At 59.6% G+C, this 25135-nt stretch carries 22 protein-coding genes; 13 read left to right on the forward strand and 9 right to left on the reverse strand.

Features of this window, described 5'->3' with window-relative positions:
* Nucleotides 1–12 precede the first annotated feature (12 nt).
* Nucleotides 13–1428, reverse strand: a complete 1416-nt coding sequence (locus tag TU76_RS13475) for a purine-cytosine permease family protein (protein WP_046809834.1) — start codon at nucleotides 1426–1428, stop codon at nucleotides 13–15.
* Nucleotides 1429–1677: 249 nt separating this feature from the next.
* Here TU76_RS13475 and TU76_RS13480 point away from each other — a divergent pair, with 249 nt between their 5' ends.
* Nucleotides 1678–2589: a LysR substrate-binding domain-containing protein gene (locus TU76_RS13480; RefSeq protein ID WP_019826348.1), complete on the forward strand. Its 912-nt coding sequence runs from the start codon at nucleotides 1678–1680 to the stop codon at nucleotides 2587–2589.
* Between the two features lie 56 nt (nucleotides 2590–2645).
* Here the strand turns inward: TU76_RS13480 and argE are convergent, their stop codons facing one another.
* From argE to TU76_RS13500, 4 genes are read right to left on the reverse strand one after another with little or no spacing between them, the layout of a single operon-like run.
* Nucleotides 2646–3791, reverse strand: a complete 1146-nt coding sequence (gene argE / locus TU76_RS13485) for an acetylornithine deacetylase (RefSeq protein ID WP_048351829.1) — start codon at nucleotides 3789–3791, stop codon at nucleotides 2646–2648.
* Complete coding sequence (locus tag TU76_RS13490; protein WP_019826351.1) at nucleotides 3788–4465, reverse strand: DUF1028 domain-containing protein; 678 nt, start codon at nucleotides 4463–4465, stop codon at nucleotides 3788–3790. The genes argE and TU76_RS13490 overlap by 4 nt, the downstream gene beginning before the upstream one ends.
* 11 nt (nucleotides 4466–4476) lie before the next feature.
* The gene (locus tag TU76_RS13495) at nucleotides 4477–4887 is read right to left on the reverse strand and encodes a RidA family protein (RefSeq protein WP_019826352.1); all 411 of its coding nucleotides are present in this window, start codon (nucleotides 4885–4887) and stop codon (nucleotides 4477–4479) included.
* 24 nt (nucleotides 4888–4911) lie between these two features.
* The gene (locus tag TU76_RS13500) at nucleotides 4912–6243 is read right to left on the reverse strand and encodes a flavin-containing monooxygenase (protein ID WP_162207961.1); all 1332 of its coding nucleotides are present in this window, start codon (nucleotides 6241–6243) and stop codon (nucleotides 4912–4914) included.
* Nucleotides 6244–6548: 305 nt separating this feature from the next.
* Here TU76_RS13500 and TU76_RS13505 point away from each other — a divergent pair, with 305 nt between their 5' ends.
* From TU76_RS13505 to TU76_RS13520, 4 genes are all read left to right on the forward strand, one after another.
* A complete protein-coding gene (locus tag TU76_RS13505; protein ID WP_019826354.1) occupies nucleotides 6549–7346 on the forward strand; it encodes a helix-turn-helix transcriptional regulator in 798 nt (265 codons plus the stop codon).
* Nucleotides 7347–7391: 45 nt separating this feature from the next.
* Complete coding sequence (locus TU76_RS13510; protein WP_048351830.1) at nucleotides 7392–8774, forward strand: aspartate aminotransferase family protein; 1383 nt, start codon at nucleotides 7392–7394, stop codon at nucleotides 8772–8774.
* 152 nt (nucleotides 8775–8926) lie between these two features.
* Nucleotides 8927–10306 (forward strand): APC family permease, encoded by a 1380-nt coding sequence (locus TU76_RS13515; RefSeq protein WP_046809831.1) that lies wholly within the window; start codon nucleotides 8927–8929, stop codon nucleotides 10304–10306.
* A gap of 30 nt (nucleotides 10307–10336) precedes the next feature.
* A complete protein-coding gene (locus TU76_RS13520) occupies nucleotides 10337–11827 on the forward strand; it encodes an aldehyde dehydrogenase (protein ID WP_048351831.1) in 1491 nt (496 codons plus the stop codon).
* Nucleotides 11828–12656: 829 nt separating this feature from the next.
* Here the strand turns inward: TU76_RS13520 and TU76_RS13525 are convergent.
* From TU76_RS13525 to TU76_RS13535, 3 genes are all read right to left on the reverse strand, one after another.
* On the reverse strand, nucleotides 12657–13781 hold the full coding sequence (locus TU76_RS13525) for a D-alanyl-D-alanine carboxypeptidase family protein (RefSeq protein WP_082113349.1): 1125 nt from the start codon (nucleotides 13779–13781) through the stop codon (nucleotides 12657–12659).
* 191 nt (nucleotides 13782–13972) lie between these two features.
* Complete coding sequence (locus tag TU76_RS13530) at nucleotides 13973–15343, reverse strand: sensor histidine kinase (protein ID WP_048351832.1); 1371 nt, start codon at nucleotides 15341–15343, stop codon at nucleotides 13973–13975.
* Nucleotides 15327–16004 carry a response regulator transcription factor gene (locus TU76_RS13535; protein ID WP_046808769.1) on the reverse strand — a complete coding sequence of 226 codons (678 nt, stop codon included), beginning with the start codon at nucleotides 16002–16004 and terminating at the stop codon, nucleotides 15327–15329. The genes TU76_RS13530 and TU76_RS13535 overlap by 17 nt, the downstream gene beginning before the upstream one ends.
* 184 nt (nucleotides 16005–16188) lie before the next feature.
* On the opposite strand from TU76_RS13535, the gene TU76_RS13540 reads away from it, so the two are divergent.
* Complete coding sequence (locus tag TU76_RS13540; RefSeq protein WP_048351833.1) at nucleotides 16189–16980, forward strand: substrate-binding domain-containing protein; 792 nt, start codon at nucleotides 16189–16191, stop codon at nucleotides 16978–16980.
* Nucleotides 16981–17024: 44 nt separating this feature from the next.
* Here the strand turns inward: TU76_RS13540 and TU76_RS13545 are convergent, their stop codons facing one another.
* Nucleotides 17025–17924 carry a LysR family transcriptional regulator gene (locus tag TU76_RS13545; RefSeq protein WP_046808767.1) on the reverse strand — a complete coding sequence of 300 codons (900 nt, stop codon included), beginning with the start codon at nucleotides 17922–17924 and terminating at the stop codon, nucleotides 17025–17027.
* Between the two features lie 143 nt (nucleotides 17925–18067).
* On the opposite strand from TU76_RS13545, the gene TU76_RS13550 reads away from it, so the two are divergent.
* The 7 genes from TU76_RS13550 to TU76_RS13580 all read left to right on the forward strand — a co-directional run bounded on the left by TU76_RS13550 (nucleotide 18068) and on the right by TU76_RS13580 (nucleotide 25042).
* On the forward strand, nucleotides 18068–18895 hold the full coding sequence (locus TU76_RS13550) for an HTD2 family dehydratase (protein WP_048351834.1): 828 nt from the start codon (nucleotides 18068–18070) through the stop codon (nucleotides 18893–18895).
* A gap of 22 nt (nucleotides 18896–18917) precedes the next feature.
* Nucleotides 18918–20081: an acyl-CoA dehydrogenase family protein gene (locus TU76_RS13555; protein ID WP_019826360.1), complete on the forward strand. Its 1164-nt coding sequence runs from the start codon at nucleotides 18918–18920 to the stop codon at nucleotides 20079–20081.
* Between the two features lie 44 nt (nucleotides 20082–20125).
* Entirely contained in the window at nucleotides 20126–20518 is a 393-nt protein-coding gene (locus TU76_RS13560) for a VOC family protein (protein WP_048351835.1), read from the forward strand.
* Nucleotides 20515–21897 carry an MmgE/PrpD family protein gene (locus tag TU76_RS13565; RefSeq protein WP_048351836.1) on the forward strand — a complete coding sequence of 461 codons (1383 nt, stop codon included), beginning with the start codon at nucleotides 20515–20517 and terminating at the stop codon, nucleotides 21895–21897. The genes TU76_RS13560 and TU76_RS13565 overlap by 4 nt, the downstream gene beginning before the upstream one ends.
* Complete coding sequence (locus tag TU76_RS13570; protein ID WP_048351837.1) at nucleotides 21894–23123, forward strand: CaiB/BaiF CoA transferase family protein; 1230 nt, start codon at nucleotides 21894–21896, stop codon at nucleotides 23121–23123. The genes TU76_RS13565 and TU76_RS13570 overlap by 4 nt, the downstream gene beginning before the upstream one ends.
* A 35-nt stretch (nucleotides 23124–23158) precedes the next feature.
* Nucleotides 23159–23986 carry an HpcH/HpaI aldolase/citrate lyase family protein gene (locus tag TU76_RS13575; protein ID WP_048351838.1) on the forward strand — a complete coding sequence of 276 codons (828 nt, stop codon included), beginning with the start codon at nucleotides 23159–23161 and terminating at the stop codon, nucleotides 23984–23986.
* Between the two features lie 63 nt (nucleotides 23987–24049).
* Nucleotides 24050–25042: a TRAP transporter substrate-binding protein gene (locus tag TU76_RS13580; RefSeq protein ID WP_019826365.1), complete on the forward strand. Its 993-nt coding sequence runs from the start codon at nucleotides 24050–24052 to the stop codon at nucleotides 25040–25042.
* Nucleotides 25043–25135 lie beyond the last annotated feature (93 nt).

Here is a 25135-nt window from a genome sequence, read left to right on the forward strand (position 1 = left end):
CTGGGTAGCCGATCAGACACTGGCGACTAGTGCGCCCTCGTTCATCCTGCGTTTGTAGGCACTGTCACGATTCGCCAGCCAGAAATACAACGGCGAAGTCACCACCAGCCCGACGATCCAGGACAAGTCCGCTCCGTTGATGTGTTCTGAAATCGGACCCACATACAGCGGCGTGTTCATGAACGGAATCTGCACCACAATACCGACCGCATATGCCAGCAATGCCTGGGGGTTGTAGCGCCCGTAAATCCCGCCATCCACGCGAAAGATCGACGCAATGTCGTACTTGCCCTTATGGATCGCGTAGAAGTCGATCAGGTTGATCGCTGTCCACGGCACCAATACCACCAGCAACACCAGCACCATATCGACGAAGTGCCCGATAAAGTCCTTGGAGGCGAACACGGCTGCAGTTGCACACGTGGCCAGTACGATGATGGAGATCACCGCACGACTTTTGGCCGTTGGAATCCAGCGATACGCAAAGGTCTGCACCAGGGTGATGATCGACAGTACCGCGCCGTACAGGTTGAGAGCGTTGTGGCTGATCACGCTGAGCAGAAAGAGCACCAGCATCAGGGGGCCGATGGAGCCCGTGGCGAGTTTTACCGCTTCCATGGTGTCCATCCCTACCGGGGTGGCGAGGACGGCAACGGCGCCAAAGATGAAGGACAGACTGGAGCCCAGGACCGAACCCAGGTAGGTGGTCCAGAATGTGGACGCAACGGGGACGTCAGCCGGCAGGTAGCGGGAGTAGTCAGACACGTAGGGGGCAAAGGCGATCTGCCACAGGGCAGCCAGGGAAATGGTCGCCAGCACGCCTGCAATGTTGAACCCGCCGCGGGTCAGAAAGTCGGTGGTCTGTATGTGGGTGAAGATGTAGCCGAAACCGAGCACGATCCCGGCGCCCAGCACCCAGGTGCCAATGCGGTTGAGCACGTGGATAAAGCGGTAGCCGATGATGCCGATAATCCCGGAACCGATGGCGCCGATCACGATGCCGACCGGCACGGGCACCGAATCGACCACGCCGTGCAGGGATTTGCCCGCCAGCACGATGTTGGAAGCAAAGAAACCGATGTACATGACACCCGCGATCACCACCACCAGCAACGCACCGAGGGAGCCGAACTGGGCACGGCTCTGGATCATTTGCGGAATGCCCATCTGCGGGCCCTGGGCCGAGTGCAGCGCCATCAGCACGCCGCCGACCAGGTGACCGATGAGGATGGCGACGATGCCCCACATCAGATTAAGGTTGAACAGTTGCACACCCAGTGCTCCGGTGACGATCGGCAGCGGCGCGATGTTGCCGCCGAACCACAGGGTGAACAGGTCTCTTACCTTTCCATGGCGATCTTCGGGGGGCACGTATCCAATCGTGTGTTTCTCGATGAGCGGGGCGTTGGCTGTTGCAGTGGTGACCATGACGAACTCCAAGGCAGGTGAGTACGTGGACGTACTTCGCAGTGCGCCGCCAAGGCGGCGCTTTGTTGTTGGAGTGATCATCTGTAATGGGGGCAGGGAGGTAAATTAGTAAGTTTGTTGCTATAGACATTAAAAAAAGTATCTCCCGGGCTTTTTTGCTCCGGTATGTTGCATGCTCCGTGAACGCTGAATAAAACAGCTTTTTCTTGCACTGGTTTGGGGCGAAATCCCACGTTTCCCGAGGTTCCGATGGCTGCCTACAACCTGCGCCAACTCAGATATTTTGTGACCACGGCCGACTGCGGCAGCGTCGCCGAAGCGTCGCGCAAGCTTTACATCGCACAACCGTCCGTCTCGACCGCGATCAAGCAACTGGAGGACAGCTTTGGTGTGCAGCTGTTTATCCGTCATCACGCCCAGGGCGTGTCACTCACACCCAGTGGCGCACGGTTTTACCGCAAGGCGCTGGAGTTGTTGCGAGTGGCCCATGAGTTCGAACAAAACGCCCTGGCCGACAATGACGTGGTAGCGGGGCAGATCGATATCGGCTGCTTTGAAACCGTTGCACCGCTGTACTTGCCGCGCTTGATCGCCGGCTTCAAGGCGCGTTGGCCCGGGGTGGAGATCCGCATTCGCGACGGTGAGCAGCAGGAGCTGGTACAGGCGCTCACCGCAGGCACTATTGATGTGGCGATGCTGTTTGAACACGACCTGGGAACCGCCATCGAGACTGCGCCACTGATGCCGCCGCAGCAGCCATACGCCCTGTTACCGGCCGATCACCGCTTTGCACAGCAAGCCAGAGTGTCCCTGGCGGATCTGGTCCTGGAGCCGATGATTCTGCTGGATGTGCTGCCCAGCCGGACCTATTTCGTGAGCATATTCGAAGAGCGCGGGTTGACGCCGAATATCGTGTTCAGTTCGCCGTCGATCGAGATGGTTCGGGGGATGGTGGGCAGGGGGTTCGGCTTTTCGATACTGGTGACCAAACCGTTCACCGAGTACACCTATGACGGCCAGAAAGTCGTGTGTGTGCCGCTGGCTGAAACGGTCACCGGTTCAGGCTTGTCGGCTGTGTGGCTGCGTCGCGCACCATTGACCAAACCGGTGCAGCTGTTTGTCGACTACTGCCGTGAAGAACTGGCGCAGTTACTTGGCTAGAACTGTGGGAGCCGGGCTTGACCGGCTCCCACAGCTGATGGGTATCGTTTGGGGTATCAGGTGCGGATCGAGTGCAGCATCCGCAGCAGCATGGCATCACATCCCGCCAACTGAGCCACACTCACAAACTCATCCGGCTTGTGCCCCTGGTCCATGCTGCCGGGCCCGCAGACCACCGTGGGAATGCCCACGGCATCGAACAGCCCCCCTTCGGTGCCAAACGCGACGGTGCCGAATTCCCGCGAGCCGCTGAACGCTGCAACCAACTCAGCCGCCTGGCTGCGCTCATCAGTCACCAGGCCCGGGTACGCAGACAACTCGGTAAAGCGGATCGCACTCTGCGCGCTGACGGCCTGCATGCGTGGCAACACCTGTTGCTCGGCGTACGCCTTCAACTGCGACGCCACCTCACTCGGGTCCAGGGACGGCAATGCGCGAATCTCAAAATCAAACCGGCAATCGGCAGGCACGATGTTCAGCGCTTTGCCCCCGGTAATCACCCCGGTTTGCACGGTGCTGAACGGCGGATCAAATCGGGGGTCCTGTGTCTGCTGTAATTGGTGTCCTATACGCCCCAACTCGCCAATCAACGCGGCGGCATGCTCGATGGCATTCACCCCATAGGGCGCATAGGCAGAATGACACGCCTCGCCCTGCACATCACAGCGCATGGCGAGCTTGCCTTTATGGCCGAGCACCGGCTTTAGCTGCGTCGGTTCGCCGATAATGCACAACATCGGCTTCACAGGCCGCAACTCCAGTACCTTGAGCAATGAGCGCACGCCCAGGCAACCGACTTCTTCGTCATACGACAGGGCGATATGCACCGGTATGCGCAACGGCGCCTGAATCAGCGCCGGGACCAACGCCAGCACACAAGCGATGTAACCCTTCATATCCGCCGTGCCCCGGCCAAACAGCTTGCCGTCGCGCTCAGTCAGCTCAAACGGCGGCGTTGTCCATGGCTGTCCATCAACCGGCACCACGTCGGTGTGTCCCGACAGCACAATACCCGCCAGTCCTTGCGGGCCAATACTGGCGAACAGGTTGGCCTTGCTGCGTTCTTCGTTGTAGACCAACTCACTGGCCACACCGAACCCGGCCAGGTAATCGCGCACAAAGTCGATCAGTTGCAGGTTGGACTCGCGGCTGGTGGTGTCAAACCCCACCAGCTTGTGCAGCAGATCGCGGCTGCTACTCATCGATCATCTCCGGCCACGCCGTAGCCGGGGGAACGGTCGGGAGCGATGGCGCGGTCGATGTAGTCCTGCACTTGCGGGCGATAAGCGTCCCAGAGTTTCTGCAGTTCGGTGATCGGGCGCTCATCGGCCCAGTCCACCCGCAGGTTGATGATCGGCCAGGTCAGTTCGCCCACCACCACCAGCGCTGCTGAATGCACCGGGCCGGCCTCGCCGCCGGCGTCGATGGCAGCATGCATTGCAGCCAGCAGCCGATCCGCCAGTTGGCCTTCGCCTTGCTCGAACGCCAGGACCATCGCCTCGATCACTGCACGGTCGGCCAGCATGTTGCCCGCCGCGACGCATTGTTCGCCCGCCACCCCATTGTGAGTACCCAGGGTCTCGCTGCCGCTGAAATGCACGGTGCGGCCCAGGTGATCAATCGCCGTCAGTTGCCGGTATTGGCTGTAGCCATTGCTCGTAAGCGCCTTGTCCAGCGCTGCGGCCGGGGCGAGGCCCCGTTCCAGCAAGTCCAGCACGTCCGGGCCCAGGGCCGGCAGGGTGATGTTCTGGGTTGAAACCGCGCCGACACCGGGGCGCAACCATGGGCAACGGGCACCCACGGCAATACTCGATGAGCTGATGGCGATGCCCAACTGGCCGGTGTCCGCGCAACGGCCAACGATTGAAAACGTCATGGGTAGCCTCCTTACTCCGGGATAACCGCGATCACATCGATTTCCATCAGCCACTGGGGCTGCCCGAGGGCCGACACCACCAGTCCGGTGGAGATCGGGAACACGCCCTTGAGCCATTTGCCGACTTCCTGGTAAACCGGCTCGCGGTAGCGCGGGTCGATCAGGTAGGTGGTGGTCTTGACGATATGGCTCAGGTCGCTGCCCGCTTCTTCGAGTAGTTGCTTGACGTTGCGCATGGCTTGCTCGGTCTGGGCCCTTGGGTCGCCTAGGCCAACGAGCTTGCCTTCGAAATCGGTACCCACCTGACCGCGCACATACACGGTGTTGCCGGCGCGCACAGCCTGGCACAGGTCGTTGTCCAGGGTTTGGTTAGGGTAGGTTTCCTTGGTGTTGAACATGCGGATGCGAGTGTGAGTAGGCATCAAATAAACTCCGAAAAAAAGTGATCAGGCGCTGACAGTCGGTTGGCGAGCCACGGCAGGGGCTTGGCGGTAGTCGAGGTATTTACGCTGGGTGGCGATGTGGTCGGCCACGTGCTTGGCGTCGTGCCAGACGCCCCAGATAAACGAAGAACCTCGACGCGACTGCCACGGCAAGCCAAGGAAGTAGATCCCGGACTCGCTCGATACGCCGCGCTGGTGCTGGGGCTTGCCGGTGGCGTCGAACGCATCGACCTTCAACCAGCTGTAGTCCACGGCAAACCCGGTGGCCCAGATGATCGACGTGATACCCGCCTTGGCGAGGTCCAGTTCCAGGATCGGGTTCTTGATGCACGGCGCATCAGCAAACACGCGACGGGCTTGCGGTTCCGCAGGCAAGTCCAGGCCGTTGCGCTCTACATAGGCATCGGCGGCATCCAGCAGGGCCAGGTAGTTCTCATCACCGCGGGCCAGGTTTTCCAGCAGGTTGGGCTGAAAACGGGCGACGCTGCCCTTGAACGATTGGGTCAGGCCAACCAGCGTCATGCCTTGCTGAGCCAACTCGCGAAAATCGATGGTTTTACCGCCCTGGGCGCCGCTTACCGCAATGGTCACGTGCTCGCGGCCAGGTTTCATCGCCGCCTGATCCCACTCGCCCAGCACACCCAGCCACCAGCAGAAATCGCGGTTGCGATAGGCGCGGGGCGGGCGGTCGTGGGCACCGACGGACAGGTACACCTGGCGACCGGAGCGTTGCAATTCATCGGCGATCTGCACGCCCGAAGAACCCGCGCCCACCACCAGAACGGCGCCAGCCGGCAGCTGCGAAGGGTTGCGATAGTCGGCGGAGTGGATCTGATGCAACGCGGTGTCTTGAGGTGCAATCGCCGGAATCACCGGTTTCTGGAAAGGCCCGGTCGCCGCCACCACGCGGTTGGCTTCGATCACGCCTTCGCTGGTGTGCACGGTAAAGCCCGGGCGTCCGATATTGCGGGTTACAGACAGGACGTCCACGCCGGTGCGGATCGGCGCATTGAACTTGCGTGCATAGGCTTCAAAGTAATCCGCCACTCGCTCTTTTGGCGCAAAGCCATCGTCGGCGACGTCATCGAATGCCAAGCCCGGAAACCGGTCATGCCAGGCAGGCCCGTTGGCCACCAGCGAATCCCAGCGCCCGGTGCGCCAGCGCTCGGCGATACGACTGCGTTCCAGTACCAAGTGCGGCACGCCTTGCTTGCTCAGGTGCTCACTCATGGCCACGCCAGCTTGACCGGCCCCCACCACCAGGGTGTCTATTTTTGTTATCGCTACCGTCATGTCTCTGTCCTTGCTTAATGCAGTTGGATTCAGTTCGTGCATGACTTCAAGGCTAGGAGGAGGGCAGTTTTAAATAAAATATTAAAAAGCTGGGGAGTGAACATAAAAATCGGATGCAGAGGTTCGCACCTCGATCTACCGATCGGGCCCCCTTCATGAAAGAGTGACGCGCCGTGGGCGCGTCGGTTGGTCGCCTCACCCTAACGGGTGATTTCGGTGATTTTGCGTGTGTGGGACTATCACTCCACTCCTTGGCGCCACTGACGTGGTGTCCCACTCAACCGTTCTTTCGGCGAGTCTTTGAAGTGGAAAACGACCGGCTTTCATCCGCGCAATGGTTCGAACAGATGGCCAGGGTTACCGAGAACATCGGGCAGGCGGGATTCACCGCGACGTTATTCCAGGCCCTGGAATGCATTCGGCCCATTCAGGCGACAACGTTGTACCTGTACCCCCACGGGGGCATGCCCAGTGCGTTGTTCGAGCTGGAAGGTCCCTGGTTGCCCCAAGGCAATGTGCGCCAGTACCTTTCCGGGTTCTACTTGCTGGATCCGTTCTACGGGGCTTGCATCGAAGGTGTCAGCTCCGGGTGTTACAACCTCGACGATGTTGCCCCCGATCACTTCGAACTCGGCGAATACTTCCAGTCGTTTTACCGTCACTCACATCTGGAAGATGAGTTGAACTACATCCTGCAGTCCAGTGCCGGGCTGAGCCTGTCGGTGTCACTGGCGTTTACGCAAAAACTGGACGCAGCTACCACCCAGCAGTTCAAGCGAATAGCGCCCTGGGTTCTGGCGGTGCTAGGCAAGCATTTCGTCGGTCTGGATGCCCGTGGGGCGCGCTTCGAAAACCTGCTGGAACAGCGAATCCATTCGGCCCTGAACAACTTCGGCTCGTCGCTGCTGACCGAGCGCGAATGCCGGATTGCCCAGCTGATCTTGCGCGGCCACTCCACACGCTCTCTGGCCGAACGACTTGGGGTCACGGAAGACACCATCAAGTCCCACCGCAAGAACATCTACAGCAAGTTGGATATCGGCACGCAATCGGAACTGTTTTCCCTGTTTATCGATTCCCTGGCAGAAGCCCAGGGGGTGCTCAGCAAAGACCCCCTTGAAAGCTACATGAGCAAGAACCGCTGAGCGGTGTACTTGCCCTTGTGTGACTCCCAACAAAAAGAGAAAACCATGAATTTACCATTCGAGTTGAAGCGCCAGACTGAGGATTACCAGCAGGCTGACGCGGCCCACCACATCCACGCCTTTGTGGATCAAAAAGCCCTGAATGCCGAAGGCCCGCGAGTGATGGTGCGGGGCAAGGGCCTGTATCTATGGGACAGCGAAGGCAAGCGCTACCTGGACGGTATGTCGGGGCTGTGGTGCACCCAGCTCGGCTATGGTCGCAAGGACTTGACCGCCGCTGCCGCCGCGCAGATGGACCAGCTGTCGTACTACAACATGTTCTTTCACACGACCCATCCGGCGGTGATCGAACTGTCCGAGTTGCTGTTCAGCCTGCTGCCGGGTCACTACAGTCACGTGATCTACACCAACTCCGGTTCCGAAGCCAACGAGGTGTTGATCCGTACCGTGCGCCGCTACTGGCAAGTGGTCGGCAAGCCGCAGAAAAAAATCATGATCGGCCGCTGGAATGGCTACCACGGTTCCACCCTCGCGGCTTCTGCGCTGGGCGGCATGAAGTTCATGCACGAAATGGGGGGCATGATTCCCGACGTCGCCCATATCGATGAACCGTATTGGTACGCCCAGGGTGGCGAGCTGACCCCGGCTGAGTTCGGTCGTCGCTGTGCCCTGCAACTGGAAGAAAAGATCCTCGAACTGGGCGCCGAAAACGTAGCGGGCTTTATCGCGGAACCGTTCCAGGGCGCGGGCGGGATGATTTTCCCTCCAGAAAGCTACTGGCCCGAGATTCAACGCATCTGCCGTCAGTACGATGTACTGCTCTGCGCCGATGAGGTGATTGGTGGCTTTGGTCGCACCGGCGAGTGGTTCGCTCACGAGTACTTCGGTTTTGAGCCAGACACCCTGTCGATCGCCAAGGGCCTGACCTCCGGTTACATACCGATGGGCGGCCTGGTGCTGAGCAAGCGCATTGCCGATGCGCTGGTGGAGCAGGGCGGGGTCTTCGCCCACGGCCTGACCTACTCCGGGCACCCGGTCGCGGCAGCGGTGGCGCTGGCCAACCTCAAGGCGCTGCGTGATGAAGGCATCGTACGCACGGTGAAGGAAGACACCGGGCCATACCTGCAACAGATCCTGCGCGAAGTGTTCGCCCATCACCCGATGATCGGCGAGATCCAGGGCACGGGCTTGCTCGCGGCCTTGCAGTTCGCTGAGGACAAGAGCACGCGCAAACGCTTCGACGATGAAAACGACCTGGCCTGGCAGTGCCGCACCTTTGGTTTTGAAGAGGGCGTCATCATTCGCTCGACATTGGGCCGCATGATCATGGCGCCCGCCCTGGTAGCAACCCGAGGCGAGCTGGACGAGCTGGTCGAGAAGACCCGCATTGCAGTAGACCGCACCGCACGGATCGCGGGAAAACTGTGAAGTGATCAGCCCACCACCCCGCGTCCGGGGTGGTGGGCGACATCGTTACATCGCCCTGCGTGCCCATCACCATTTTCAACGAATGATTCACTAACGGTATCGATTTCATCGAATGCCGCGGCGCCCTGCATTCCAATTTCCAGGAGTCAGCAATGAATACAATAACAAACGTGGCCGATACTCCCTCCCATCATTCCCCCACCAGCGCAACGTCGGCCCGCAGGTTTCGACAACCGCTGGGCCTTGTCGGACTGGTTCTTTTCGGCCTGGCCTACATGGTCCCGCTGGCGGTGTTTACCACCTACGGCCTGGTCACCCAGATGACCAAGGGGCACCTGCCGACCGCCTACCTGTTGACGCTCGCGGCCATGCTGCTGACCGCCTACAGCTATGGACGCATGGTTCAGGCGCACCCTTATTCAGGATCTGTCTACACCTATACGCGCAAGGCATTTGGTGCCTATTTCGGCTTTATCGCCGGCTGGACGTTATTGCTGGATTACATCTTCCTGCCGTTGCTCAGCTATTTGCTGATAGGCATCTATATGTCCGAGTACTTTCCCGCAGTTCCGACCGCGGTGTGGGTGCTCGGCTCCATTGCCCTGGTGACAGTACTCAACCTGGTGGGTATCGAGTCCATCACCCGGGTCAACTGGATACTGATCGTTGCCCAACTGGTTTTCATCGTGGTGTTCGTGGCGTTGTCAGTGAACACCCTGAGCGGGCGTTCCGAACCGCTTTCGCTGCTCGAACCCTTCCACCATGAAGGCTTCAGCGTGCCGTTGATCATGACGGGGGCAGCCGTGCTGTGCCTGTCATTTCTGGGTTTCGATGCGGTGTCGACCATGGCCGAAGAAACCCCTGACCCCAAGCGTACGATCCCGCTCGCCATCATGGTGGTGTCGTTGGTCGGAGGGCTGCTGTTTCTGGTGGTTTCGTATTGTGCCCAAATGGTTTTTCCGGAATGGAACAGCTTCGCCGACCCTGATTCGGCGTCGGTGGACGTGATGCGTCGCGTCGGTGGCGAACTGCTGGTGACTGCGTTTACCGCGACCTATGTGGCGGGCTGTTTCGCCTCGGCAATGGTGTCCCAGGCCAGTGTCTCCCGCGTGCTGTTTGCAATGGGGCGGGACGGAGCATTGCCCCGTGTACTCGGCAAGCTGGTCTCGAAAAAACGGGTGCCTGCCAACGCGATCATCCTGGTCAGTCTGTTCTCGCTGATTGCCCTGTTCATCACCCTGGATACCGTCGCCAACATGATCAGCTTTGGCGCGCTGTTCGCGTTCTCGGCGGTGAATCTGGCAGTGATCAAGCATTACCTGATTGATCAGAAGCTGCGCGGACGCCGCAACTACCTGATGTACGCCGTGCTGCCGGGGCTGGGGTTCCTCAGCACCCTCTGGTTGTGGACGAGCCTTTCGAGCATGTCGTTCCTCATTGGTCTGTGCTGGATGGGCCTGGGGCTCCTGTGTCTGCTGGGCGTCACCCGGGGGTTCCGGGTGGGCATGCCGGATTTGAAAATCGCGGAATAACTACAAAAAAATCCACTTGGGAGTACTGACATGTTCAACCTTGACTACTGGCAGCAGCGTGTTGCCCGCCAAACCTTCATTGACACCGCCCTGATCGACGGCCAGCCAGTGAGCTCGATGTCCGGGGCGACCTTCGATGCCATCAACCCGGCGACCAATCAATTGCTGGCCCGTGTCGCCGCGTGCGGCGAACAAGAGGTCAACCTGGCAGTGCGCTCAGCACGGCGCGCCTTCAACACAGGCCCTTGGCGGCGCATGGCTCCTGGGGAGCGCAAGAAAATCCTGATCAAGTTGTCCGAACTGCTGATGGCCCACCGCGAAGAGCTGGCGCTGCTGGATTCGCTGAACATGGGCAAGCCGGTGATGGATGCCTACAACGTGGATGTGCCCGGCGCCGCACACGTTTTTGCCTGGTACGGCGAAGCCCTCGACAAGGTCTATGATCAGGTCGCACCTACGGCTCATAACGCACTGGCCACCATCACCCGGGAAGCGCTGGGGGTTGTTGCCGCGGTGGTGCCGTGGAACTTTCCGCTGGACATGGCCGCCTGGAAACTGGCCCCCGCATTGGCTTCCGGTAACAGCGTGGTGCTGAAACCGGCGGAGCAATCGCCATTTTCTGCGTTGCGCCTGGCCCAGCTCGCCTTGGAGGCCGGTATCCCGGAAGGTGTGCTGAACGTGGTGCCTGGCCTGGGCGAGAGCGCCGGCAAGGCCCTCGGCTTGCATCCCGACGTTGATTGCCTGGTGTTCACCGGTTCCACCCAGGTTGGCAAGTACTTCATGCAGTACGCCGCGCAGTCCAACCTCAAGCAGGTCTGGCTGGAGTGCGGTGGCAAGAGCCCGAACCTGGTGTTCGAAGACTGCCAGGATCTGGACCTGGCTGCGGAAAAAGCCGCCTTCGGCATTTTCTTCAATCAGGGTGAAGTGTGCTCGGCCAACTCCCGGCTCTACGTGCAGCGCTCCATCCACGACGAATTCGTCGAGCGCCTGATCAGCAAGTCCCGCGCCTGGTTGCCCGGTGATCCCCTGAACCCGGGAAGCGCTTCGGGCGCCATCGTCGACAGCGAGCAAACAGCCCGCATCATGAAAGCCATCGGCCAGGCCACTGCGAGTGGTGCCACGCTGTTGAGCGGTGGTGAACAGCTGACCATCAATGGCTCTTCAAACTTTATCCAGCCGACGATATTCGCCAACGTGAACAGCGCCATGAGCATTTCCCGTGAAGAGGTGTTTGGTCCCGTCCTGGCCGTCAGCGCCTTTGATACTGAAGAGGAGGCCGTGGCGCAAGCCAACGACAGCATTTACGGCCTGGCGGCTTCGGTGTGGAGCGATGACCTGAATCGTGCCCACCGTGTGGCTCGTGCCCTGAATGCCGGAACGGTGTCGGTCAATACCGTCGACGCTCTGGATGTCACGGTTCCCTTTGGCGGAGGCAAGCAGTCCGGTTTCGGGCGCGATCTGTCGCTGCACTCGTTTGACAAGTACACGCAGCTGAAAACCACCTGGTTTCAGTTGCGTTAAGCCGGGGTGGGATGTTGTACACACTTTGTAGATACTCTGTTGCCAGCCGACCTGTTCAGAGCAATGTGCTTCGCTAAACAGGTCGGCCTGTAGGCCGCCTCGGCGGGCAGTTGATCTTGTTTTTGCACTGGTTTTTGATCTGCCTGCCCTTCGGGAGGCCGAGAGGAGACTCTGCGTAGTGGGTCGACCGGTATGGATGCCGGGAGAGCCGTGTTGGGCCATGGATGGCCCGTCACGGCGTGCCCACGGAGAAGGGCCGGAGCGAGGGCCGTACGCCAGGGCAAGCCTTTTTGGTTCCTTTTGTGGCTGTTTGACAAAAGTGCCTCGCCGTAAGGGCGAAACCATCATTTCAGTTAACCGCGAATGCCGGATATGTACCCCGTGTGCCCGTTGTTTTGCGATGCGCCCGCAGCGATGCCGAGTACATATCCATTCGATTTGTCACGACTTTCTACGGGTTCCGCCCTTACGGCGGGTCACTTTTTCCAGACGCCGAAAAAGTAACCAAAAAGGCTTGCCCTACCATACGGCCGCCTCGCTCAGGCTCGGTGGTTCCCTCACTCCGGCACTGTCATGGGGGCACGCCGCGACGGGCCATCCATGGCCCATCGCGGCTGGCGCGGCGTCCAGCCGCGCCACCCCCATAACAGCACCTGCGTTCGGCCTTCTGTGATGGGCATTCGCGTCGTCTGGACATTCGTGTGGCTCCAGCAAAAGCAAAAGCAAAAATGCATTGCAGTTGCCACAGAACCTTGCGCAAAACGTTTTAGCGCCTACATACAAACCGCTGAGGAGCGCAGCGAGGCTGCGATGGGCTGCGCAGCAGCCCCTATCCGGCACTCGCGGATAACTGGAGGGCAGGTCTTGCCTTCTCATCGCTTAACCAGCCCATGATGACCAATCGCACAGCGTCCGACCAACGTGTCCACCACCCACCTGCTGGGACGTCTTCCAGTGCGACCAAAGGCCGTGTAACCAGCTTTTGATCGCCATCGTAAATATCGAGAGTGCCGACGACTGTCCCCTTGGCAACCGGGGCAATCAAGGGGCTATTGATGTGAAGCGAACTTTGCGGTTTGCGAATGGCTTTCTTCGCCATGGTCAGTGTCAAGTCGTCCAGAATCCCTACCGCAAGCGCTCGTTTTTCACCCTTCCAAAGTATCGGTGTGGCCAGTGTACTTGCACCTGTGTGGAGTGTTTGGTTCTTATAAAAACGGTAGCCGTAGGTCAATAATTTTTGCGTGTCAGAAGCGCGACTGGAGGTGGAGGTTGATCCAAAGACGGCGGTGATCAATCGCCTTCCATCCCTGACAGCCGACGTCACCATGCAATAGCCGGCGGCCTGGGTATGGCCGGTTTTAAGGCCATCTACGGTGCTGTCGCGCCACAGGAGCAGGTTACGGTTGGCTTGGCGAATGTTGTTCCAGGTGAAATGCTTTTTGGCATAGAGCGGATAGAAGGCCGATTCATCGCGGATGATGGCATTGGCCAGTACGGCCATGTCACGGGCAGAAGAGTAATGCGAAGGATCAGGCAACCCCGTGGGGTTCATAAAGTGGGTGTCGTTCAGCCCCAGGCTCTGGGCAGTGCGGTTCATCAGATCGGCATAGATTTCGCTGCTGCCTGCAACATGCTCGGCCAGGGCGACGCTTGCATCATTGCCTGAGTCGATGACGATACCGTGTAACAGGTCATTGACAGTCACTTGGCTACCGGGATCCAGGAACATTCTCGAACCTTCGGTGCGCCAGGCGTTCTCGCTCACGGTTACGGGTTCGTCCAGTTTCAATCGCCCCGCCTGAATGTTGCGGGTGGCCACGTAGACCGTCATCAACTTGGTCAGGCTGGCAGGGGGTAAATGCTCGTTCGAATCATGCTCGACGATAATATCGCCGGTCGTGGCGTCCATCAGCACCCAAGCCTTGGCAGACAGTCGGGGAGCGGAGGGGATCATGGCTCCAAGCGATAGAGGGGCCGCCCACGTGTTGGCGCAGTCAAGGCAAAGAACGATCAGGCTGATCCGTAATAACAGGCATTTCACAAGCAGCAGATCCGGTTTGGCAAAGGGTTTGCCAAACTAGGTCATGGGTCAAACGGCTTCAAATTAAGCAAGGTTAATAAAAATTTAACAGGGCATCGAATGGGCTACACCCGTGAGCATTTAATCGTGACGTGAGTTCCCCCTGAGTCAGCAGTCAATACTTTCAGGTTGAAGGCGTGCATGCGAATAATCGCCGCCACCAGCGAAAGCCCCAGCCCGTGGCCCGGTTGCTGGCGAGTGGCATTGCCGCGATAGAGTCGTCGCAACACACTTTCGCGCTCCGCTTCGGGGATGCCCGGGCCATTGTCGATGACTTCGATGTGATGTACGCCTTCAGCAACCTTGGCGCACAGGCGAATATGCCCGCCTGGCGGGGTGAACTTGATCGCGTTATCAAGCAGGTTGACCAACGCTTCGAACATCAGTGCCTGATCACCTTGCAAGGCTGGCAAGTCAGGCTCCAGCTCCAGGGTGAGCAGTTGGTGTTTTTCCTGAGCCATGGGCTCATAGAAGTCATGGGCCTGCTGGAGCAGCGCAGCGGGCTGAAAAGGGGAAAATGCCAAGCGTCGACGGCTGTCTTCCAGCTCGGAGATTCGCAACAGTCCTTGAAAGCGCAGCATGATGGCCTCGCTTTCCTCCATTGCCAGACTCAGGCTCAGTGCGTGGGCTTCTTCCATGGGCAGTTGTTGTAACTGGTAGAGCCGTGCTCGCAAACGGGTCAACGGCGTGCGCAGGTCATGAGCGATGCCATCACACACGCTTTTGACCTCATGCATTAACTGTTCGATGTGCTCAAGCATGGTATTGACGGCATGTGCGAGCATGTCCAGTTCGTCACGTCGGGGCGACAGTGGCAAGCGCTCGCGCAGATTGCCCGACACGATGCTTTCTGTGCTGCGTTGCAAGCGTTCGACACGCTGCAAGGGGCGACGGCGCAGAAGCTGCCAGCCGATCAATCCGGGAATCAGCGTGAGTGACAACCCCCAGAAAAGCGCCTGGCCAATGATCCCCCCCACTGCAGAAATGGAGCCTCCATCACGGGCCAGAATCAGGATTCGGCCGTCACTGCGATGCTGCAACAACGCGTGACTGCTGCGTGTTTCGCCTTGGGAACCGGCCATGCGCAGACCGTGTTTCAGATAGTGGACACGACCATCATCCGGCAGGTTGGAGCGCAATTTCAGAAGATCGCCGGTCACGTATTGGCCATTGGCTTCGAACAGGCCGTACGCGTCGATACCGGCAATGGAATAAACTTCGCTGCCCTGCAGTTCATCGAACAGTTTGGCGTCATCGATTTTTTGATAGTAATGGGCCCGTTGCATCAGCGTGCGTTCGGCCACAGTCCCCAGGTAGCCAGAAATTTCGACGTACAGCACACCCGTCAGTACCGCCCCCCAGACCACGAAAAAAATCGCGTAGATACCAATCAGTCGACTGTTGCTTGAACGCCAGCGGTCAGTTTTGAGTGGCAAGCATGTACCCCGATCCGCGAATGGTATGAATCAACGGTGCTCCGGGGCCCTCGATCTTTTTGCGCAACCGGCCGATATGCACGTCGATGATGTTGGTGCCCGGGTCGAAGTGGTAGCCCCACACTTCTTCAAACAGCATGGTGCGAGTCACTTGCTGCCCGGCATTGCGCATCAGGTAGGTGAGCAGTTTGAATTCGGTGGGCAGCAGGGCGATGGACTCGCCGCAACGTACCAGCGTGTTTTCGATGAGGTCGATGCTCAGATTGCCGACGCTCAATTGATGAACCTGGGAATGGGAGCCCGGGCGCCTGAGCAATACTTCCAGGCGGGCGACCATTTCGACCATCGAGAAGGGTTTAGTGAGGTAATCGTCACCGCCGCAGCGCAGCCCTTTGACCCGTTCGTCCACGTCGGAAAGCGCGCTGATCATCAGCACCGGTGTGTGGATGCCCAGGTTACGCAAGGTACTGACAATAGTCAGTCCGTCGAAATCCGGGAGCATTCGGTCAAGGGTGATGACATCGAGTCCTCCCAAAATGGCCTTGGCCAGGCCATCACGTCCCGTGCTCGCCCATTGCACGTCAAACCCATGGGCCTGAAGTTCAGTGGTGATGGACTGTGCGGTCACCTCATCATCTTCGATGACCAGCGCGTAGTTCATGAATTACTCCGAAGGTATACCCACATGATGCAGGGAAGGCGACAACGCGGCGCGCAAACTGATTGAGAGCACACCCTAGGCAGTTCTGGTCAGTGGGTAAACTAAATACTTCTTAACGGGGGGTAATTTTAGAAGTGTGGCGGCACCGATTAGTGTCGAGTTTTTCTTGACCGGGTTTCCCACGATGCCACGACTGCTTCCCTCTCTCGCTCTAACCTGCACATTGTTTACGGCCCTGGCAGCCAACGCGGCCCAGCAAACGCCACCCATCATACTCACAGTGCTTGGCTCGGGCGGCATCATGGGGGCCATTCGCGCCATTGCACCCGGCTATGAGAAAACCACAGGGGTGACGTTGAACATCCAGGAAGCGCCGTCCATGGGCAACACGGCACAAGCGATACCCAACCGGCTGGCCCGCAAAGAACCCGCCGATGTGGTGTTGATGGTCGGCTCGGCACTGGACACGCTGGTTGCGCAGGGGCAGGCAAACAAGGCCAGTCGTGTTGATCTGGGCAAGTCCTTTATCGCAATGGCTGTGCGCGAAGGTGAGCGTCACCCTGATATTTCCACCCTGGCTGCATTTCGCAAGACGCTGATCGACAGCACGTCGCTCGCCTACTCCGACAGCGCCAGCGGTGTTTATCTTTCACGCATACTGTTTCCCTCAATGGCCCTTGGGGCGGATTTCCCCAATAAGGCCCGCATGATCGCCGCCGAACCTGTGGGTGAGGTTGTCGCCCGGGGCGATGTGAACATCGGCTTTCAGCAGTTGAGCGAACTCAAGCCGGTCAAGGGCATCGATATTGTCGGGTTGATACCCGATAGCGTGCAGAAAATGACGTTGTATTCGGGCGCTGTGACCACCACCAGTTCACATGCGCAAGCAGCCCGGGCGCTTCTCACTTACCTGTCGTCCAAAGAGGCGGCGAAGGTGATTGAGCACAGCGGTCTCAAGCCCGTCACGGCCTATTGAGGGTCGCCGCCAGAACCCGCCCGTACTGGCGTGAGCAAGGGCGCTTACACGGCGTGTTTGTTTTGCGCCAACAACATATCAATCAAGCTGCGGATGACCTTTGGTAGCGCCTCAAGATCACGCACCAGCACACTTCGCTCCCGCACGCGCCAGGGCTCGTCGAGCTCGATGACTGACAAACCCATGGTCTGTTGATGTCGGCGTGCCGAAGACTCAGGAAGGATGGCCAGGCCCACGCCCGCTTCGACCATCCGGCACATCGCTTCAAAGCTGTAGACCTTGATGCGCATGTTCAGCGTATTGCCGTGCAGGGCTACCTGTTCACTCAAAAAACGCAGGAGGGTGGTGCCTTCGTGCAAGCCGATGTGCGGATAGGCCAGGGTTTCTGCCAGCTTGATCGTTTTGCGCCGGGCCAGCGGATGATCGAGGGGCGTCACCAGTACCAACTGGTCGGTACTGAAGTGTATGACCTGCAAGCTGTCGGCCTCTACCGGGCCGGCAATGATGCCCATGTCTGTAGAACCATCCATCACCCCGCGAACAATGTCGCGACTCAAACGCTCCTGCAGGTCAACGGTCACTCCTGGACGTTCGGCAAGAAAACCGGCGAGGATTTCGGGGAGAAACTCAGTGGCTGCCGTGGTGTTGGCAAATATTCTGATATGCCCTGAGGACTCGGTGCCGTACTCGGTGAACTCGCTTTTCATGTAGTCCACCTGACGCATGATCACGCGCGCATGGTGCAAAAACAGTTCGCCCGCAGGTGTGAGTTCAACCCCCCGGCTGTCACGGTAGAGCAGACGGCTGGCGAGGTTGTCTTCCAGGCTCTTGATCCGGGCACTGGCCGCGGCCGGGGAAATGAAAGCTTTGCGCGCACCCTGGGTCATGCTGGGGGATTCGGCAATATGGATAAACAGACGCAGGTCGACGAGATCAAAGTGCATGGCTGATTTTCCCTGGGCATGAATGCGGCAGCAGGACTTCGGCGTTAACCAAAACCGAACGCCCCCTAACGCAAACGCAGATTCACAGATCGCTGTCCTTTTGGCAATCATGTCCAAAATAACAAGCCACGGGGTAATCACCGATGAGCGATAACGCACTGTCCGCCTGGGTCGGACGCACCGAAGAAATTCATGACCACCTGAGCCTGAACCTGGTCACCCGCATCGCGGCCACCCTGGGTGAGCAGGCGCCCCGGGCCGGCGAACCCTTGCCGGCGCTGTGGCAGTGGTGTTTCTTCCAGCCAGCGGTAGAGGGCAGCGGTCTGGGCGGCGATGGTCATCCGGCCCGGGGAGGCTTTCTGCCACCCGCCGACAACCGTAACCGCATGTGGGCTGGCGGTCGTATCGAGTTCCACACGCCACTCAAGGTGGGCGCTCAAGCCACGCGGGTTTCCACCATCACCGATGTCCTGCAAAAGCACGGCAAGACCGGCGCTCTGTTGTTTGTCACCGTCCAGCATGACTATCTGCAGGACGGGCAATTGGCGATTCGCGAAGAGCAGGACATCGTTTACCGCGAGCCCACCCCTCCCAAGCTTGCGAGCGGAGAACCGTTGCCCGAGGGTGCATGGCAGGAGTCCGTCACGCCCACCCCCACCTTGTTGTTCCGCTACTCGGCAGTGACCTTCAATGGTCACCGCATCCATTACGACTGGCCCTATGCCACCGAGACCGAAGGCTACCCGGGGTTGGTGGTTCACGGCCCGCTCATGGCCACGCTGAGTCTGCGCGCTTTCTGCCGAGCCAATCCTGCTGCACGCCTGCGGCGGTTCACCTATCGCGGCGTTCGCCCGTTGATTGCACCCCATCCCTTTGAGGTGAGCGGTCGTGTTGTCGCTGCAGGCAAGGCCGAGTTGTGGGTGGGTAATGACGAAGGTGTGGCCCAAAAGGGCGAAGTGACCTTCGACTGAACAATGACAATAAGGATCTGCAATGAATCCGTATCTGAACGAAGACTACAACGCTATTCGCGAGGGTGTGCGTGCCCTGTGTGCCGAGTTCCCGGCGGAGTACTGGCGCAAGATTGACGAAGAAAAGGGCTTTCCCGAAGCGTTCGTTGGCGCCATGACAAAGGCTGGCTGGTTGTCGGCGATGATCCCTGAACAGTACGGTGGCTCTGGCCTGGGGCTGGCAGAGGCTTCGGTGATCCTGGAAGAGGTCAATCACTGCGGTGGTAACTCCGGCACCGTACATGGCCAGATGTACAACATGTTTACCTTGCTGCGCCACGGCAGTGAAGAGCAGAAAAACTACTACCTGCCCAAACTCGCCAGCGGCGAACTGCGCCTGCAGTCCATGGGCGTGACCGAACCGTCCACTGGCACCGACACCACCAAAATCAAGACCACTGCGGTGCGCCAGGGCGATGAATACGTAATTAACGGGCAGAAGGTCTGGATCTCTCGGGTTCAGCACTCGGACCTGATGATCCTGCTGGCTCGCACTACACCGTTGGCGGAGGTGGAGAAAAAAGTCGACGGCATGTCGATCTTTCTGGTCGACTTGCGCGAAGCCATCGGTAACGGTCTGACCGTGCAGCCGATTGCCAACATGGTCAATCACGAAACCAACGAGCTGTTTTTCGACAACCTGAAAATCCCCGCCAGCAGCTTGATCGGTCAAGAGGGCAAGGGCTTTCGCTACATACTCGACGGGCTCAACGCCGAACGTACGCTGATCGCCGCCGAGTGCATTGGTGACGGCCGCTGGTTCAATGAGAAGTCGGCACAGTACGCCCGCGAGCGGGTGGTGTTCGGCCGCCCGATCGGGCAGAACCAGGGTGTGCAGTTCCCGATTGCCGAAGCCCACATCGAGCTTGAAGCCGCCGATCTGATGCGCTGGCGCGCCTGCGAGGAGTACGACAGCGGGCGCAGCGCTGGCGCGGCGGCCAACATGGCCAAGTACCTGGCGGCTAAAGCCAGTTGGGAAGCGGCCAATGCGTGCCTGCAGACCCACGGCGGTTTCGGTTTTGCCAATGAGTACGACGTCGAGCGCAAGTTCCGCGAGACCCGTCTGTACCAGGTGGCGCCTATCTCTACGAACCTGATCCTGTCTTACGTGGCCGAGCACCTGCTCGAACTGCCGCGTTCATTCTAGGTATTGATCCGGATTCATATCCGAAGCCTAAACGGAGATTGAACATGCAGATCAGCCATCTCGACCATCTGGTACTGACGGTGCGTGATATTCCCGTGAGTCTGGACTTCTACAGCCGTGTACTGGGCATGCAGCCGGTAGTGTTTGGTCAGGGGCGCCATGCCCTGTCGTTCGGCCAGCAGAAAATCAACTTGCACCAGGCAGGTGCCGAGTTCGAGCCCAAGGCAACGCATCCGCTGCCGGGGTCGGCCGATCTGTGTTTCATCGTCAACGACCGACTGGACACCGTTATCGAGCACTTGCACGCCCACAGCGTGAACATTCTGGAAGGCCCGGTCATGCGTACGGGTGCCCGGGGACCGATCCGCTCGATCTACCTGCTCGATCCGGACCTCAATCTGATCGAACTTTCGAATTCCATGGAGATCGCTTCATGAGTCAGCACACTCAAGCGCTCACTGAGTTTTTGGCCAGCCTGCACTACGAGCAGTTGCCCGAAGCCGTTATCAGCCGTACCGAAGACCTGTTTCTTGACTGGTTGGGCTCGGCCCTGGCCAGCCAGGGTTCACATCCGATCCCGTTGTTCGAGCGTTATGCGGCAATGATGGGCCCGGTCAGTGGACCGGCCACAATCCTGGTCAGCGGCAAGACCAGCTCCGCGTATTTCGCTGCGCTGGTCAACGGTGCCAGCTCGCACCTGGTGGAGCAAGACGACCTGCACAACAGCTCCGTGCTGCATCCGGCGACGGTGGTGTTCCCGGCGGTTCTGGCCGCGGCACAGGATCTGGGCAAGTCCGGCCGCGAACTGATCGTTGCGGCAGTCGCCGGTTACGAAGCCGGTATTCGAATAGGTGAGTTCCTTGGCCGTTCGCACTACCGCATCTTTCACACCACGGCCACCGTCGGCACCCTGGCGGCAGCCGTTGGCGTGGGCAAGTTGATGGATTTCAATCAGGAGCAGTTCACCCATCTGCTTGGCACCGCGGGCACCCAGGCGGCGGGCCTGTGGGAGTTTTTGCGAGATGCAGCAGACTCCAAGCAGCTGCACACCGCCAAGGCGGCAGCGGACGGTCTGTTGGCGGCCTACTTGACCGCAGAAGGGCTGAGCGGCGCGAAAAACATTCTTGAAGGTGAGCAGGGCATGGCTGCCGGAATGTCCAGCGATGCCAACCCGGCTTGCCTGTCCGACAGCCTGGGCAGCCGCTGGGCGTTGATTGAAACCTCGTTCAAGTTTCATGCCTCGTGCCGCCACACGCACCCGGCGGCGGATGCCCTGCTGGAGGTGATGCAGCGCGAAAATCTGCGGGCCGAAGACATTGCCCGCGTGATCACGCGGGTCCATCAGGGCGCCATCGACGTGTTGGGGCGCGTGCAGGTGCCACAGACCGTTCACCAGGCCAAATTCTCAATGGGCACGGTGCTGGGCCTGATCGCCGTTTACGGCAAGGCCGGATTGCCCGAGTTTCATCAACACGCGTTGACCGATCCACGCATCGGGGCATTTCGCGACAAGGTAAGCATGGTGCTGGACGAGCACGTCGACGGCGCCTACCCGCAGCGCTGGCTGGGCCGTGTGGAGGTGACGACGGTGCAGGGCCGGACGGTGTCCGGCAGCATCGATGAGCCCAAGGGCGATCCGGGCAACACCCTGAGCCGCGCCGAGCTGGAGGACAAGTTTCGCCGCCTGCTGGCCTTCTCGGGAGCGTGCAGCGACGAGCAGGCGACGGGGCTTGTGGAGCTGGTCTGGCACCTGCGCCATCTGGACAACCTGGACGTGCTGACCCGCACTGCCGCACCTGCAGGGACTGCATCATGAACGACACGGCATTCAAACCCCGCCCGCTGGACGGCATCACTGTTGTGAGTCTGGAACACGCCATCGCGGCACCGTTTTGCACCCGTCAGCTGGCCGACCTGGGGGCGCGAGTGATCAAGATCGAACGCCCGGGTTCCGGTGACTTCGCCCGTGACTATGACGAGCGGGTCAATGGCCTGGCCTCGCACTTCGTCTGGACCAACCGTTCCAAGGAAAGCCTGACCCTGAACGTCAAACAGCCGGACGCGGGAGAGGTGCTCGACAAGCTGCTGGCCACGGCAGATGTTTTGGTGCAGAACCTGGCGCCGGGAGCCGCCCAGCGCATGGGGCTGTCTTTTGAAGCCCTGCATGAGCGTTTCCCCAGATTGATCGTCTGCGATATTTCTGGCTACGGGGAGGGCGGACCCTACGAACAGAAAAAGGCGTACGACCTGCTGATCCAGAGCGAAGGCGGCTTTTTGTCCGTTACCGGCGGACCGGGCGAAAACGACATGGCCAAAGCCGGCTGCTCGATTGCCGATATTGCGGCGGGCATGTACGCCTACACCGGTGTGCTCTCGGCACTGCTGTTGCGGGACAAGACGGGGGAGGGTAGCCGCATTGATGTGTCGATGCTGGAAAGCCTGGTGGAGTGGATGAATTACCCGATGTATTACGCCTTCAACGGTGCCGCCCCACCTCCGCGAGCCGGTGCCGCCCCACCTCCGCGAGCCGGTGCCGCCCACGCCACAATCTACCCCTACGGGCCGTTTCCGGCAGGGGATGGTGGTACGGTGATGCTTGGCCTGCAGAACGAACGTGAATGGCAGCAGTTCTGCAACAAGGTGTTGCTGCAGCCGGAGCTGGCGGACGACATACGCTTTAATGCAAACGCGCGGCGCTCGGACAATCGTGCCGAACTGCGGGCCATCATCATTGAGGCATTTGCCCGCATGAGCGCCGATGAAGTCATCGCACGGCTCGACGCGGCGTCGATTGCCAACGCCCATGTCAACGACATGGCAGGGGTTTGGGCCCACCCGCAACTTAAGGCCCGTGACCGCTGGCGCGAGGTGGACAGTCCGGCCGGCAAGCTGCCAGCACTGCTGCCACCGGGTCGCAATCTCGCTTTTGAACCACGAATGGATCCAGTGCCGCACTTGGGCGAGCACACCGACAGCCTGCTCAATGAGCTGGGCTACGGAGCAACGGACATCCAGCGCCTCCATCAACAAGGAGCGGTGTGAGGCGCGCGCCTCGCACCTCGGCACGGAGCACTTTCATGAACAGAACAATCATTCGTTCAGCGTTGTTTGTACCGGCTACCCGCCCCGAGCGGATTGCCAAGGCGCTGGAAAGCGGCGCCGATGCGGTCATCGTCGACCTTGAGGACGCCGTTGCAGAAAACCTCAAGGTCCAGGCACGGGCCAATCTGGACGCCTTTCTTGATGCCAACCCACAGGCACGGGTCCTGGTGCGTATCAATGCGCCGCATCATGAGCAACAGGCGGCCGATCTGGAGTTGTGCCGTCGCCAGCCGGGTGTAGTGGCGGTCGTGCTGCCCAAGGCCGAAAGTGCTGCGCAGGTTGAACTGGCTGCGGCGTGCGCCAAACCCGTTTGGCCAATCATCGAAAGTGCCAGGGGCTTGCTTGAGTTACCTGCCATTGCCCGGGCAGCCGGGATCGAGCGATTGACTTTCGGTGCACTGGACCTTGGCCTGGATATGGGCTTGAGCAGCACCAGCGTCGCAGCGCAGCGAATTCTCGATCAGGCCCGCTACGCCATTTTGCTGCACAGCCGGCTGGTAGAGCTGGCGCCGCCGCTGGACAGCGTATTTGCAGATATCAAAAACATCGAGGGCATGACCCAAATGGCTGCCGATGCCAGGGATATGGGGTTTGGCGGCCTGTTGTGCATTCACCCCACTCAGGTTGCACTGATTCACGACACCTACATGCCCGGTCATGAAGAGCTGGACCGGGCCCGACGGATTCTGTCTGCGGTTGAGTCTGCTGACGGAGTATTCGTGGTTGACGGGCAGATGGTCGACGCTCCGGTGATCGAACATGCACGGCGAATAGTGCGGCGGGCGGGTTCTGCGTCAGCCTGATTCAAGCAGCACTAAGGCAACACCAGGCACTACCAAACTTATAACAACAAGAGGTATGTACCCATGTTCAAGCACACCCTCAAGGCGTTGGTCTGCGCACTTCCGTTATTCGCAGGTTTTGCGAGCGCGGCCGATCCCATCAGCATCAAGTTCGCCCACGTTGTCGCCGAACACACCCCCAAGGGCCAGGGCGCGCTCATGTTCAAAAAACTGGCCGAGGAGCGCCTGCCAGGGCAGGTCAAGGTCGAGGTCTACCCGAACTCCTCGCTGTTCGGTGACGGCAAGGAAATGGAGGCGCTGTTGCTGGGGGACGTGCAACTGCTGGCGCCGTCGCTGGCCAAGTTCGAGCACTACTCCAAACCGATCCAGATCTTCGATCTGCCATTCCTGTTCGACGACATCGATGCGGTCGACCGTTTCCAGCAGAGCCCGCAAGGTCAGGCCTTGCTCAAGTCCATGGAAGGCAAGGGCCTTACCGGCCTCGGTTATTGGCACAACGGCATGAAGCAGTTGTCTGCCAACAAGGCCCTGCATGAACCCAAGGATGCTCGCGGCCTGAAGTTCCGGGTACAGGCTTCTGCCGTGCTGGATGAGCAGTTCAAGGCCTTGCGTGCCGCGCCGCGCAAAATGAGCTTTGCCGAGGTCTATCAGGGTTTGCAGACCGGTGTGGTCAATGGCACCGAGAACACCTGGTCGAACTACGAGAGCCAGAATGTGTATGAAGTGCAGAAGTTCTTCACCGAGTCCAATCATGGCGCCATCGACTACATGGTGATCACCAACACCAAGTTCTGGAACAGCCTGCCGCCGGAAATACGCACCACCCTGGATGAGGTCATGGCCGAGGTCACGGTGGAGGTGAACAAACAGGCCGAGAAGCTGAACCAGGACTCCCGTCAGAAGATTGCCGATTCCGGCAACAGCGAAATCATCACCCTTACACCTGAGCAGCGCGAGATGTGGCGTGAAGCCATGCGCCCGGTGTGGAAAAAGTTCGAAGGCGCCATTGGTCCTGATGTGATCCAGGCCGCCGAGCTGGCCAACAAAAGTAGCTGAGACCCCGATTGTCGTTGGCGACCCCGTGCGGGGTTGCTAACGGCTACGTTTACGGCGGCCCTGACTTCATCGGTCCCACACGTCGCTTTGCGA

Origin of the sequence: Pseudomonas psychrophila, assembly GCF_001043005.1 — a bacterium.
GTDB classification, from domain to species: domain Bacteria; phylum Pseudomonadota; class Gammaproteobacteria; order Pseudomonadales; family Pseudomonadaceae; genus Aquipseudomonas; species Aquipseudomonas psychrophila.